This is a genomic window from Bremerella cremea (genome assembly GCF_003335505.1).
Taxonomy (GTDB): domain Bacteria; phylum Planctomycetota; class Planctomycetia; order Pirellulales; family Pirellulaceae; genus Bremerella; species Bremerella cremea_A.
Window position 1 is genome coordinate 302,198 of sequence record NZ_QPEX01000046.1, and the last position, 14,566, is coordinate 316,763.

Below are 14,566 nucleotides of genomic sequence, written 5' to 3' on the forward strand. Positions count from 1 at the left end.
TTTTTAATCCATCTCTTACTGAAAACTTCAGACTACGCCCTTACAAATCTGCGTAGTCCAAATCATGAAGTCCTAAAGCTGGCCTTTCTAGTTAGCCAACCCACGGCGGCGCAGTTCTTCCACCACGCCGTGAACGATCTTTGCGACGTCGTCTGGATTCGGGTCGTTTTTCCCCGCTGGGCAGCCACCGACCGGTTCGTCGACGAAACCTTCTGCCGAGAGCATGCATTGCAATTGGTTTCGCAGCTTATCGACCTCCAACTTCTGGCTGGCCGATTGTGGCTGGCGACCACTGCCCGGCTTGAAGCCGCGCAAAGCCAACGCTGCTCGGAAACCTTCCGGAAATTCGCAGTTCTGAATCATCGCGTCGAACAACGTCAGCAAGCGGAACTGCAGGTCGCGGGCCTGGTCCATGCGGCCCAGTAGCGTTAAATCGAACAGTCGCCGAGTGATCTCTGGCACCACGCCACTCGTTGCGTTGGTTCCGCCATCGCAGCCGATCAAAAGCATCGGCATCAACGCCGCATCCCAGCCGGTCATAAAGCTGAAATCTGGCCGTAGCGGGCGAACCGCCGTGATCATTCGCATCATGTGCGGCAAATCGCCGGACGAATCCTTGATCGCCACAATCCGCGGGCATTCTTCCGCCAGACGCTGCACCGTAGGCACGTCGATCGGCGAAGCGAACATCGGAATGTTGTACAGTGTCACATCGATTGGCGAGTTGTCGCCAATCTCTTTGAAATAAGCGTAAACGGCCGAAGGGCTGAGCTTAAAGTAAAACGGTGAGACAATCGCCACGGCGCGGCAACCGAGCTCGTGGTACGCTTCACAAGCTTTCAGCGTTTCCTTGACGTTCGCCTCGGCGGCTCCGGCCAAAATGGGGACGCGTCCACGCGTTTGGTCGGCAATGATTTCGATAATCCGACGGCGTTCTTCCACCGTGAACCGGAGGAACTCGCCGGTCGAACCGTTGGGATACAAGCCGTGAACCCCTTTGTCGATTAACCAGTCGACGTAACGCCGCAATTCGGCTTCGTTAATGTCGCCGTTGGCGTCCAAGGGAACGATATTGGGGGTGAAGATACCAGAGAGACGCTGCGAGGTAGGAGCCATCGAAACTATTCCGCTTAGGGCGTGAAGGCTAACGTGAAGGGAGCAAACCCGTTAGAATCTACGGGCTGTGCTTGTCGTAGGCAAATAGTGATTCAGAAACACTAGCATAGTCCGCCCAGCAGGGCGAGTCAGCCCGACGAATCCTCGAAAAAGTAGCCGTCTTTCCCGTGTCTCGCCAGAAACGCACTTCCGCTCCCACTTCCGAGTCCTCTTCACTGCTCGACGCGCCTCTATATGTCTGGCTGCTGCTGGTTGGGATGCTCGTTTACGCGTCCTGGTATTTTTCGGCAGCCATGCCATGGCAAGCCGTCAGCCCCGATCTGCCCCCTTACAACCCGACACGTGGCCAACTATTAAAAGATGGCCTCCTTTTGCTGCCAGAGGCCCTCAGCAACTGGTTCGGCGGCGGCGAGGCTCCCCTGGGGCTTTTCGACCGGATGGGCATTGTGCTGATGGCCAGCGTAATGCTGCTGTGCAGCTACGCGCTGGGCGAGTTCCTGCTGTTCCGCCTCAAGCTGCTGCGGTGCTTTGGCCTGGTCGATGGTATCGTCCTACGACTGGCCAGCGGCTTAATGCTGCTGAGCTGGGGAACATGCGTGCTCGGCCAGTTCGGACTCTTGCACCATCCGCTGGTCTTTTTTGTGGCGTTTGCGATTTCGTTTTTTACTCTGGGAATCGCTTGGAAAAAGCAACTTTTCGCCCAATTAAAAGCCGAACCTCAGCCGCCTGAGCCCCAGCCACACAGCATGGAAACGCGGGGCTGGCTCTTGGCTGCGGCTCCGCTGGTGCTGTTTATCGTCGGCGTTTCGCTGCTGCCACCATATGAATACGATGTCTTAGAATATCATCTGCAAGTCCCCAAACAGTGGTATCAAGCCGGCCAGATTACCGTTCTGCCTGAGAACGTTTACTCTGGCATGCCGATGGGGGCCGAGATGTGGGCTTTGCTGCCGATGATCTTCCAGCCGTGGCCCTTGGACTGGTACTACGGGGCGTTGACCGGCAAGCTGGTAATGGGGCTGTTCACCTTGCTAACCGCTGGGCTGCTATACGGGGCCGGCAAGCGACTGGCAGGCGTATGGGCAGCCCGGGCAGCAGCCATCTGTGCGATTAGCGTCCCTACACTCATCTATCAAAGTGGCACCGGCCTGGTCGACGGTGTATGGGCTTTTTACACGTTGGCCGCACTGTATCCGGTGCTGCTTGTTCTGGGGCATAAACCCACCGAAGACGACACTCCGTTGCCACTTTACGGCCTGGGCATCCTCTCTGGCCTTATGGCCGGCATGGCTTTCTCAGTGAAGTATCCGGCTCTGCTCATGGCCGTGCTGCCGATCTTCGGGCTCTGGATTTTCGCCGTAAAAACCAATTGGAAAACACTTGGCTTGTACGTGGCCGCCGTGACCGTGGTTGTTTCCCCTTGGCTGGTGAAAAACGCGATCGCAACCGGCAACCCGGTCTACCCGTTGGCTGGCCAAGTTTTTCCTGCGGACATCCGCACCGAAGCCCAAATTACGCAGTGGAATCAAGCCCATCAGGTTCCCGCCAACGCCCAAGGCAGCCGCTATTCGGGTCCGCAACTTTTTGCCGGTATCACAACCTTTTTAGGGGCAGATCCTTGGTTGGGGCTAACCATGGTTCCTCTGGCCATCGCCGCGTTCTGGCTCGCTCCGCGCAAGCTCTCGCTGCCGTTAGCCGTTCTGCTGGCCATTGGCTGGCTGGTTTGGTGGGGCCTATCGCACCGGCTCGATCGTTTTCTAACCCCGACGATCCCGCTGGGCTGCCTCTTAGCTGGTCTGGCAGCACAGCGAATCGCCGAAAGCCCACTGGGCCGCTGCACGCTGCGAGTCTGGCTAGGCTGGGGACTGGTGACGGCGTTCGTCTTGGTGAACATGCCCCTCTCGATCAAGCTCGATCCGCGCATCTTCGTTTCACTAGAAAGCCTTCGCACTTCCAATACTTCAGATCCCCTTCAGTTTCTCAACGAAAACGTCACTGCCGACGAGACCGTTCTGGCGACCGGCGATGCAGCGTTGTTCTATTTGCAGCCACCGGTGATCTATCACACCTGCTTCGACGCAGCCCCCACCGAGCCGCTGCTGGACATGACCGCTCAGCAGCGTCAGACGTGGCTGGCCGACCGTGATATTAGCTGGATTTACGTCCATTGGGGCGAGATTGCCCGCTTCCGCAGCCCTGGGAATTACGGTTTTCCCCAGTCGGTAACTCCCGAGCTGTTTGAGGAAATGGAGAGTCAGGGCATTTTAGAGACCAAATGGGAACAGTTGCCCACTGGCGCCCCCAGCCCCCTAGCCGTCATTTATCGCGTTCACGCTGCAGACAGCCCGTAAGTCTGACTTGTTCAGCTTGCGAATCTGTCATAGGCTGACAGTTTGGAAGAAAAGAATCGCCCCTCGATCGCTATGTATTTGCCATGATGGATGGATCCTCCTCACTAGCCCGCGACCGGAATTCGGCATCGGACGCGGGGGTCAATGTCCCTTCGCTTTCTACCGCGATCCAGCGCACTTCGGACTGGCTGCTGGCCAATCAGCACCCCGAGGGCTACTGGTGCGCAGAGCTGGAAGGGGATTCGATCTTGCAGAGCGAGTACCTGCTGCTTCTCGCTTGGGCACGTCGCGAAGATACCGAAATCGCGCAAAAGCTTGCCAAAAAACTGCTTAGCCAACAGCGAGCCGACGGCAGTTGGGCTCAGTACCCTGAAGGCAAGATCGACGTCAGTTCGAGCGTCAAAGCTTACTTTGCGTTGAAGCTGACCGGGCACTCTCCCTCGGCAGACTACATGGTCAAAGCTCGCGATGCCATTTTAGAAGCTGGTGGAGCCGACACCGTCAACAGCTTCACGCGGTTGTACCTGGCATTGCTCGGCCAAATTCCGATGGAGATTTGCCCGGCAATTCCTCCGGAAATGATCCTGCTGCCAAACTGGTTCCCGCTGAACATCTACCGCATGAGCAGTTGGTCGCGCACGATTTTCATTCCGCTGTCGATCTGCTGGGCTTTGCGTCCGGTGGTCGATCGCTCGGAAGAATGCTCGATTCGCGAACTGTTCATCAAACCGCCGGAACATTGGCCAGAACTGCGCTGCCCTGGGCAGGAAAAAGCCAGTGGCCTGTTCACTTGGGATCGTTTCTTTCGCACGGCAGATGCCACGCTTAAACGCCTGGAAAAGTGGCGTCTGCGTCCGCTTCGCAAACGAGCACTCAAAGCGTGCGAGCAGTGGATCCTCGACCGCCTGCCCAAAAGCGACGGCCTGGGCGCCATCTTCCCGCCGATTCTGTGGAGCATCGTCGCCTTTCGAGCACTCGGCTACGACGACCAGCACGAGGCCGTCCAGTCTTGCTGGAACGAACTCGACAAGCTGATGATTCACGACGAAGAAGACGGCACCATCCGTATTCAGCCGTGTAAAAGCCCCGTTTGGGATACCACCATCACACTGCGTGCTTTGGCTGCTGGTCGCTTAGGGGCCGACGTACCACGAGTTCGCAAGTCACTCGATTGGTTACTGGCGAAAGAAGTTCGGGACAAGGGAGACTGGACCAACAACGTCCGCAGCGAGCCGGGCGGCTGGTACTTCGAGTTCAATAACGAGTTCTATCCCGATCTCGACGACACCGCGATGGCCCTGATGGCGATGCAAGAGCAACTGGCCGAGATGGGCATCACCTTGGAAGTCCATCCGGGGCAATCGTGGGAGAACACGACCGTTCTTACCACCTCAAGCGGCGTTACCGTTGCCGATGCAATCGATCGGACCATGCTGCTAGACAAGGTTTCTGGCGCCACCAAGCGGGCTCTCGCTTGGAGCGCCGACATGCAGAACCATGACGGTGGCTGGGGCGCGTTCGATAAGAACAACGATGCCGAGTTCTTATGCAAGGTTCCCTTCGCCGATCACAACGCGATGATCGATCCTAGCTGGCCCGATCTTTCCGCCCGCGTGATCGAATCGTTCGGCCTGTTAGGCGTCAGCCAACATAGCCGCGGCAAGCTGGGTGACGTCGTCCGTAAAGCGATCACGTACATTCGCGAGAACCAACATTACGACGGCTCTTGGTATGGTCGCTGGGGCGTCAATTACGTGTACGGCACTTGGCAATGCTTAGTCGGTTTGGTTGCCGTCGGCATTCCGACCGACGACGAAATGATTCAGCGCGGTGCCGCTTGGCTTAAAGGTTGTCAGCAACAATCAGGCGCTTGGGGCGAGACATGCGACAGCTATGAAAACCCCAACCTAAAGGGCATCGGCACGCCCACTCCATCGCAAACCGCTTGGGCTTTGCTCGGCTTGATGGCCGCTGGAGAAGAAAACAGCGAGGCCGTTCGCAAGGGTGTTCAGTACCTGCTGCGAACCCAAAAAGCAGATGGCACCTGGGACGAAGAACCGTACACCGGCACTGGCTTCCCACGCGTGTTTTACCTTCGCTATCACTATTACCGCATCTATTTCCCACTGCTGGCGTTGGCCACGTGGGCAAAGAAGACCAATTCAGGAACTGAGGCGTCTCGATGAGTGTCCCGATTTCGCAAATGTGGACCGTCGCATCGTACGTCCTCAAACAGAAGCTCCTAGGCCGCAAACGGTACCCGTTGGTCTTGATGCTGGAACCCTTGTTCCGCTGCAACTTGGCTTGCGCTGGCTGCGGCAAGATTCAGTTCCCGGTCGAAATTCTCCGCAAGCAGCTCACGCCCGAGCAGTGCTTCGACGCGGTCGAACAGTGTGGAGCCCCCATTGTCTCGATCCCTGGCGGCGAGCCGCTATTGCATCCGCAGATGCCTGAGATTGTCGCAGGCCTGGTCAAGCGGAAGAAGTACATCTACCTTTGCACGAACGCGCTGAAGTTGGAGAAGTCCCTCTCGCAATTTCAACCGAGCAAGTACCTGACCTTCTCGGTTCACATGGACGGTCCGCGCGAAGAGCACGACCACGCCGTCTGCCGCGAAGGAACGTACGACATCGCTGTGAGCGCGATCAAAGCCGCCCTAAAGCAAGGCTTCCGCGTCACCACCAATACCACGTTATTTGAAGGCGCTCAGCCTGAACGGATTCGCGGCTTCTTCGACGAGATGATGGCCCTGGGGGTCGAAGGGATGATGCTTTCCCCTGGCTACAGCTACGAGAAAGCCCCCGACCAAGATCACTTCCTGCAGCGCAATCAAACCTACCGTTTGTTCCGCTCAATCCTTTCGGCCCCGAAGAAGGCTTGGCAGTTCAATCAAAGTCCCCTGTTTGTCGAGTTCCTCAAAGGGAATCACGACCTCGAATGCACACCGTGGGGCAATCCCACCTACAACATTTTCGGCTGGCAAAAGCCATGCTACCTGGTCGACGAGGGGCACACGCAAACGTTTGATCAGCTGCTCAAAGAAGTCGAATGGGCCAACTACGGCACCCAAAGCGGCAACCCCAAATGTGCCAACTGCATGGTCCATAGCGGGTACGAGCCGAGTGCGGTCAACGAGACCTTCTCGTCTTTGGGTGGCTTGTGGAAGACCGCCAAGCTCACCCTCTTCGGCCCGCCGAAATCGAATCGGCCACTGCCACAGTTGGAATCGGAAGATCGCTTCGACGATCCGCACTCGCCTCAGCAGCCAGAAGAGAAGCAAACCAAGCTGCCGGTGCTGCAGTAAGCCAGCCGCTTACACCCCGGACTCCACTGGGGGCAAATCGCTACGGAATATGCCCCCAGGGTTGTAGGTTATTGGCTATCTGCTTCGGCCTTTAATTCCTCCAACGCTTCCGCAGTCGCTTCAACCGCGTGTCGGATTTGCTCTTCGCTGTGGCAGCTAGTGATAAAGAACCGGAGCCGAGCGGCCTTTTCTTCGACCGCTGGGTACATGATTGGCTGGACGTTGATTCCCCGGGCATACAAGCTGCGCGAGAGCTTTAGCGCCAGGATCGAATTGCCCGTAATCACCGGTACCACCGGGGTGTCGTCACTGTGCCCAGTATCGAGCCCCTTTTCCTTGGCCAGCTTTAAAAACAGCCGCGAGTTGCTAATGCACTTGGAAACTACTTCCGGATGCTTTTCAATTCGCCGCAGTGCCGCCAAGGCCGCCGCCGCATTCGATGGCGGCATGCCGACACTAAATACAAACCCAGGCGCCGTGTACTTGAGGTACTCGATCATCGTCTTCTTGCCGGCGATGTAACCACCACAGCTACCAAACGACTTGCTCAGGGTCGCCATCAGAAAGTCAATTCGCGAGCCAGGAATGCCGTAGTATTCGCAGATACCGCGCCCCGTCTTGCCCATCGTGCCGATCGAGTGGGCCTCGTCGACAAAGAGCATCGCTTTGTACTTCTCTTTAATCTCGACCAGCTTGGGCAAATCGCAGTAGTCGCCGTCCATGCTGTAAACGCCTTCGACAACGATCACTGCCCGGCGATACTTACCCCGCATTTCGGCCAGCATCCGTTCACAGGCCGCCGTATCGTTATGCGGGAAGGCCCGCCGCTGGGCACCTGATAAGATACAGCCCTGCACGAGACTGTTATGGGCGAGCTCGTCGTGCAAAATCAAATCGCCTGGATTCATCAAATGCCCGATCGTTGTTTCGTTGGTCGAGTGCCCACCAACAAAACAAACCGAAGCTTCCGTCCCCAGGAACTCGGCGATGGCACGTTCTAACTCGCCGTGAATGGTCTTCTCGCCCGAGACAACCCGGCTGGCCGAAACGCTGGTGCCGAACTTTTCGATAGCGGCCTCGGCAGCGGCGTTCACTTCCGGATCGCCACTGCTCCCCAAATAATTGTAGCTGCTAAAGCAAATGAACTCGCGGCCATCGATGATTGCCGTGTCGCGAGTCGTTCCTTCATGGACGTCGAAATAGGGGCTCTCCATTCCCATCCGGGCGAAGCGAGCCAGGCGTTCTTGCAGCTCGATCACTTCGGGAAATTGATCGGTCTGGTAATCGGCGACAGGGATCTCGTCGAGCGCCCGCGCTGGCTTCTCTTTGGCGACCGGTGCGGCGGCTTGCCCACTGCTGGCCGTGAAGTCCCCTTCCACACCAATCAACCCAGCAACCGCCGTAGCCAGGGTAGTTACGGTGGTATCTTGCGAGAACTCTTCGAGCGGGATGTCAATCTCCAGTTCCGCTTCGATGCCGTTCTTCAGCTCGATCCCCATCAACGAGTCGAGCCCCATCTCGGCGAGTGGTTTGGCTCGGTCGATCTGCGTCGCGGAAATTCCCAGCGTCTTGGCCGCTTCGTCCGCGACATAGTCAGCAATCAACGCGGCACGGGCGTCTTCGTCGGCTTGCTGCAAACGATCTCGCAGCGAACCGCCGCCACTGCTCACCGCTTTGCGTTCTTGACGATGTAACTTGGCTAGTTCGTCAAGCAAACGGGGATGCTTGTTGCGACCGAACTGCTTGAGAAATTTCGTCCAATCGACCGGAAAGACGCCCACGTTGGCATGTCGGCTCGGCAGCAGTTCTTCCAAGGCCAGCAAGCCTTGCTGCGGTCCGATCATCCCTAGACCGATACCGGCAAACCGACGGGCATCGGCCCCGGCGGCCATGCCTCCGCCGCTCCATGGTCCCCAGTTGACGCTCAGCCCTGGCAAACCTTCGGCTCGCCGGGCAGCACAGAGGGCATCCATAAACGCGTTGGCCGCGGCATAGTTGGCCTGACCAGGCGAACCAATCACCGCCGCAATCGACGAGAAGCAAACGAAGTAATCCAACGGCAAGTCGCGTGTTTGCTGATGCAAATACCACGAACCGTCCACCTTCGCCGGCATCACCTTAGCGAAACGCTCCCACGTTTGCTGCGGCAATGTGGCGTCGTCGAGTACACCGGCGGCATGAAACACGCCCGCCAAAGGAGGCAACTCGGTCTTAATAAATTCGAGCACGGCAGCAACCTGAGCGGCATTGGCGGCGTCCATGGTCGAGATGGTCACCTGCGCCCCGTCTGCTTCCCAAGCGGCAATTCGCTCGGCAGCTTCTTCGCTGGCTTTTCCACTGCGGCTGGTCAGGACAACGCTCTTCGCCCCTTGCTCGATCAACCATTGGCAAACCTCTAGCCCGATGGCCCCAGTGCCGCCGCTAATCAAGTAGCTGGCATCGCCACGCACCAAAGGCCGTTCACCCCTTGGTGGCGTCATCTGCAAGATCACCTTCCCCAGGTGCTTGGCTTGCTGCATGAAGCGAAACGCTTCGACGGCGTCTTCAATGCGGTACGCCTGCAACGGCAACGGGGTTAGCTTCTGCGATTCAAACTGCGGCAACAGTTCACCCAGCATCGCAGCAATCAGACCTGGCGATTGGCGTTCTTCGTCACCCAGGTCGAAGGGGAAGTAGGTGGCTTTCGGACGCACGGCGGCAAACTGCTCTGCCGTCCAAATCCCGATCTTGCCGATCTCGACAAAACGTCCCTTCTGGGCCAAGCATTCCACACTCTTGGGAATGAACTCTTGGTTCAAGCTGTTCAGAACAACATCAACACCGGCGCCGTCAGTATCTTCCAGAACTTGCTGGCTGAAGTTGGTGGTGCGCGAATCGTAGATATGCTCGATCCCCAACTCGCGTAGGAAGTCCCACTTCCCTTGGCTGGCGGTCGCGTAAATCTCGGCACCGATCGCTTTGGCAATCGCGACGGCGGCCTGGCCAACACCGCCGGCGGCTGCATGAATGAGAACTCGCTCTCCCTTCTTCAGCTTCGCCAAACGAACCAAACCGTAATGGGCCGTTAGGAAAGCCAGCGGAATGGTCGCGGCCTCGTCGAACGTTTGATTGCTCGGCTTCTTGGCGACGTAATTCTGATCGACCAACAAATGGCTGGTCATGCTGGCCGTCGACAGGGCGATCACTTTGTCCCCCGGCTGAACGTTCTTCACGTTCGGCCCCACGGCGGTCACGATACCGCTACACTCGAAGCCAAAGGTCACGTCCGCTTCGCTGAGGATGCCGATTTCTTTCTCGTATTCCTGCAGCATCCCCAGGGCCCGCAACACGTCGCGGAAGTTCAAGCCGGACGCTTTGACGGCGATCTCTACTTCGGTCGGACCTGGCTCGGTGCGTCGCTTCGGGGCGAGCTCTAAGTTGGTCAGCATGCCGAACTTCTTCAGCCCCAACTGGTACGGCTGCTCTGGCACCACCAGTTCGCCATCGGCTGCTAAACGCAACGGAACCAAGCGAGCCGAATAACGCTTCTCGCCTCGCAAGGCGATCTCGGTTTCGGAATCGGGCACCCAGATTTCGCCGAAGACGCGTCCGGCCGCTTCCCGGTCGTTGGCATCGACATCGATTCGCGTGCAGGCCAGCTTGGGCATCTCGTTGGCGATCACGCCAGCCAAGCCCCAGGTCGCTGCTTCCAGCGGGTGGCCAATCGCTTCGCCAGCCACAACCGGCTGACCATGGAGCGTTACCACATGCAGGCGAGGCGTTTGATCTTCCAAGGCCCCCACAGCCTGGGCGAGGTGCAACAGCCCTTGGCAGCCGAACGCCTGATCGACAACCGACTCGTTGGCGGCACCTTCGCCATCTTGCTCGGCCCAAAGATAAACCACACCGCGCAGCTTCCGCGTGTCGGTTAGCTGAAGCCCTGCCAGTAAATCGGCAAACTGCGACGGATCACCCGGGTCGAGGCTGGCATCTTCCGCCCCGAATTCCAGTTCCGAACCTGGCGTCACCAACATCACGTGCTGCTTGCGTTGTCGCAGCTGCTCGCACAGGTAAGTCGTCATCGGTTGGTTATCGCCGAAGACTAGCCAGACGGACTCTTCCTTGTCGTCGACCGTCAGCGGTTTGCCAATGCGGGGCGTTTCGAGCCACTTCACTTCGTGGTACCAGCGATCGACATCGGCGACGAGTCGCTTTTGCAGATCGATCTTGGCCAAGCGAGCCAAACGTAGCCCGCGTACTTCGGCCAGCACTTCTCCCTCTTCGTTGGCCAGCAAAAGGTCAGCTTCGACCTGTGGCATTCGCCCTGGCTTACGCGTGACAATCCTGGCTGAACATGCAACACGCTGCGGCGAGTGCTGCTCGAAACAGGTCACGCTTTCAACGCCAATGGGAATAAACGTTGTCCCAGGCGTCAAGTCTTCCGCCAGCAAGCTGCCAACCGTTTGGAAGCAAGCGTCGAGCAGGGCAGGGTGGAGCGTGTAATTTCGGGCATCGCCTTGCAGCTCGCTCGGCAAGGCGACTTCAGCCAGCGATTCGTCCTCGCCGTTACCGAGTTGCTTGATCCCTTGAAACGCGTGCCCATACTGCAGCCCGCTTTGCTTGGCGGCTTGATAAAACTCGGCCACATCGACCTGCTTCTCCATGCGGAAGAAGGCTTCTTGCAAGTCGGCTTTTTCAGGGCGGGCATCGGCGGGAACGATTTTGCCGGCGGCGTGCAGCTTCCAAACCGTATTCGTTTCGTCCGACGTCTCCGCGCTTAAAATCCGGAACGAGGCGTAGCCGAAATCTTCTGGCAGCAACACGACCTGAAGCGTTTTTGAGTGCTGTTTTTCGAAGACGAGCGGCTGCTGCACTTGCAGCTGATGAACCGCAAACAGGCCACCCTCGAAGTGGGCCTGGGCAGCGGCCAGGGCTAGTTCAATGTAGCCGGTGGCCGGGAAGACCGGCTGGCCGAACAACTGATGGTCGTTCAAGTAAGCCGGAAACCCAGGGGCCAGGTTCGTTTGAAATAACACTTCGTCGGTCGCCGTCGGGATCTTCATCCCCAGCAGCGGATGCGACGTGCGCGTTGGCATCAATCCGGCCCCGGCGCCAAAGTCATCGCCAGAGCTGACCGGCATGGTGTCGGGAGCCCAAAAGCGGCTACGCACAAACGGGTAAGTCGGCAGATCGATGCGTTTCCGCGTGTACGGAGCATCGAACGCTTGCCAGTCAATCGGAATGCCAATCTCGTAGAGTTCGCCCAACGAATTGAGCATCATCTGCCAATCGTCGCGACCACTGCGCAGGCTGGGCAGCCAGACATTTTCTTTCCCCGGCACGCTCACACGCCCGAGGCTCGACAACACCGGCTGCGGGCCGATCTCGACAAAGACGTTCCCACCTTTATCGGCGATGGCCTGGATTCCGTCAGCAAAGCGGACTGCCTCGCGGAGGTGCTGCCGCCAGTAATCGGGCTTGGTGAAGGCATCTTTAGAAAGCTCGCCGGTTAGGTTCGCCGCAATTGGGAACGAAGCAGGCTTCATCTCGATCGACGAAACGGCTTGTTCAAACTCGTCCAGAATCGGTTCCATCAACTCGGAATGGAATGCGTGCGAAACGGTCAAACGTGTGGCCCGGATGCCTTCGCTTTGGCATAACTCGGCCATCGCATCGATGGCCGCAGCGGTTCCGCTGAGTACGGTCTGTTGCGGACTGTTGACGGCTGCCACGCTCACTTTGGGCATCTTGCCGTTCATTAGTGCCGAGACTTTATCGGCCCCAGCCGACACGGCCAACATCGCGCCCCCAGCAGGCAGGCTTTGCATCAGCTTGCCCCGCAGGGCGATCAAGCGGAGCGCATCTTCCAACGCGAACACCCCAGCAAAGCACGCCGCGACATATTCCCCCACGCTGTGCCCAATGGCCATGCTCGGTGTCACGCCCCACGACTTCCACAGTTCGGCCAAGGCGTACTCGGTGGCAAACAATGTTGGCTGCGACAGGGCCGTTTGATGGATCGCTTCGCTATCGCTTTCCGCAAACAGCACATCTAACAGCGGCACGTCGTACTTGGCCAGTTCCGCAGCGCAGCGATCGATTGCCGCGCGATAGATTGGCTGTGTCTGGTAGAGCTCGCGTCCCATGCCGGGATATTGCGAACCCTGACCGGTGAAGAGAAACACCACCTTGTTGCGGCGGCGGACGACCTCGCCCCCATTGGGGCCAGCCGTCCCTTTGTTGGCCGACTTGTGCAGCGCGGCAATGGCGTCTTCTTTGGTCGCGGCGTTTACCGTAGTCCGCACATCCAGTGTCGACCGTCCGACCGCCACGCTATGGGCGAAGTCCGCCAGGCTGACCGCTTCCTCTGCGAGCGTTTCCAAGTAACGTTCGGCCAGCAGTGGCAAGCCGTCGGCCGTTTGCGTTGTCAGCGGGATGATATGTCGCGGACGATCTTGCTGCGGCTTCGCGGAGTTCGTTTCTGACTTCGCAACGTAATCTCCCACGATCACGTGACAGTTGGTGCCGCCGAAACCAAATGCGCTCACCCCTGCGATTCGCTGGCCTGGCTCGGCATTCCAAGGCTTAGCCTCGGTGATGATCTCGACCTGGGCGCCGCGCAGGTCGATGTAGGGATTCAGCGTTTCGAAATTCAAATGAGGCGGAATCTGCCCCTTGGCAAGCGCAAGGACCAGCTTCAACAAGCCAGCCACGCCGGCGGCCGATTCGAGATGGCCAATGTTGGTTTTGACACTTCCCAGCCGCAGTGGCTTGCCCTCTTCCCGATCCATTCCCAGCACGGTCTTCAAGCTGCGAACTTCAATCGGATCGCCTAGCGACGTACCGGTCCCGTGGGCTTCAATCAGTTCAATCGCTTGCGGCGGCAAACCGGCATTGGCTAAAGCGGCCCGCAGTACCTCTTGCTGCGAAGGGCCATTGGGCGCGGTCAGCCCGTTGGTCAAACCATCTTGATTGACGGCGGTCCCTTGAATGACGGCCAAAATCCGATCGCCATCACGTTCGGCATCGCTCAAGCGTTTCAAAATAACGGCGCCACAACCTTCGCCACGCACGTAGCCGTCGGCTTTGGCATCGAATGTCTTGCAGCGGCCATCGGGGGCCATCATGCGGGCCTGGCAGAAGGTGATCGTTCCTTCGGGGGTAAGAATCAAATTCACCCCGGCAGCCACCGCCAAATCGGTCTCGCCCGATTGCAGCCCCTGACAGGCCAAGTGGGCCGCGACCAACGAAGAACTACAAGCCGTATCAACGGCGATGCTTGGTCCGCGGAAGTTGAACAGGTAACTCAGGCGATTGGCGGCAATCGACAGACTGGTCCCCGTGGCGCTGTACGCACTTAAGGAATCGAGCCCGCGAAAGAGTAGCCGTTGGTAGTCGCTGTTGCTGATCCCAACGTAGACACCGGTGGCGCTGTCGCCGAGCGACTTGACCGGAATGCCGGCGTCCTCGAATGCCTCCCAGGTCACTTCCAACAGCAGCCGCTGCTGGGGATCCATCTTCTCGGCTTCTCGCCCGCTGATCCCGAACAAAGTCGGATCAAAGTCGGCCACATTGCCGAGAAAGCCTCCCCGACGGGTATACATCTTGCCGGGCGTGGCGGGCTCGGGATCGTATAAGCGATCGACGTCCCAGCGATCGGGCGGGACTTCGCCAATGGCATCCCGCCCCTCGACCAGAAGATTCCAAAACGCTTCCGGGCTATCCGCCCCTGGCAAACGGCAACCGATTCCGATAACGGCAATCGGCTCATGATTTGGCTGCATCGAAAAGACTTCCGTCGCAGGTTGTTAGTTGC

General features: G+C 58.3%; 5 protein-coding genes. 3 read left to right on the forward strand and 2 right to left on the reverse strand.

Annotation, left to right across the window (positions count from 1 at the left end; all coding sequences use genetic code 11):
• Nucleotides 1–87 precede the first annotated feature (87 nt).
• Nucleotides 88–1,116 carry a dihydrodipicolinate synthase family protein gene (locus DTL42_RS25025; RefSeq protein WP_114373491.1) on the reverse strand — a complete coding sequence of 343 codons (1,029 nt, stop codon included), beginning with the start codon at nt 1,114–1,116 and terminating at the stop codon, nt 88–90.
• A 167-nt stretch (nt 1,117–1,283) separates the two neighbouring features.
• On the opposite strand from DTL42_RS25025, the gene DTL42_RS25030 reads away from it, so the two are divergent.
• The 3 genes from DTL42_RS25030 to hpnH all read left to right on the forward strand — a co-directional run bounded on the left by DTL42_RS25030 (nt 1,284) and on the right by hpnH (nt 6,771).
• Nucleotides 1,284–3,467: an ArnT family glycosyltransferase gene (locus DTL42_RS25030; RefSeq protein ID WP_114373493.1), complete on the forward strand. Its 2,184-nt coding sequence runs from the start codon at nt 1,284–1,286 to the stop codon at nt 3,465–3,467.
• A gap of 83 nt (nt 3,468–3,550) precedes the next feature.
• Nucleotides 3,551–5,653, forward strand: coding sequence for a terpene cyclase/mutase family protein (locus DTL42_RS25035; protein WP_234824354.1), 2,103 nt, complete (start codon nt 3,551–3,553; stop codon nt 5,651–5,653).
• Nucleotides 5,650–6,771, forward strand: a complete 1,122-nt coding sequence (hpnH, locus tag DTL42_RS25040; protein WP_114373495.1) for an adenosyl-hopene transferase HpnH — start codon at nt 5,650–5,652, stop codon at nt 6,769–6,771. The genes DTL42_RS25035 and hpnH overlap by 4 nt, the downstream gene beginning before the upstream one ends.
• 68 nt (nt 6,772–6,839) lie before the next feature.
• On the opposite strand, the gene DTL42_RS25045 is transcribed toward hpnH, so the two are convergent.
• Nucleotides 6,840–14,534, reverse strand: coding sequence for a type I polyketide synthase (locus tag DTL42_RS25045; RefSeq protein ID WP_114373497.1), 7,695 nt, complete (start codon nt 14,532–14,534; stop codon nt 6,840–6,842).
• Nucleotides 14,535–14,566: the final 32 nt, after the last annotated feature.

Bases quoted from the DNA above. Each gene is read 5' to 3' on its own strand.
- DTL42_RS25025 (WP_114373491.1), bottom strand. From the start codon at position 1,116: ATGGCTCCTACCTCGCAGCGTCTCTCTGGTATCTTCACCCCCAATATC.
- DTL42_RS25035 (WP_234824354.1), top strand. From the start codon at position 3,551: ATGATGGATGGATCCTCCTCACTAGCCCGCGACCGGAATTCGGCATCG.
- hpnH (WP_114373495.1), top strand. From the start codon at position 5,650: ATGAGTGTCCCGATTTCGCAAATGTGGACCGTCGCATCGTACGTCCTC.
- DTL42_RS25045 (WP_114373497.1), bottom strand. From the start codon at position 14,534: ATGCAGCCAAATCATGAGCCGATTGCCGTTATCGGAATCGGTTGCCGT.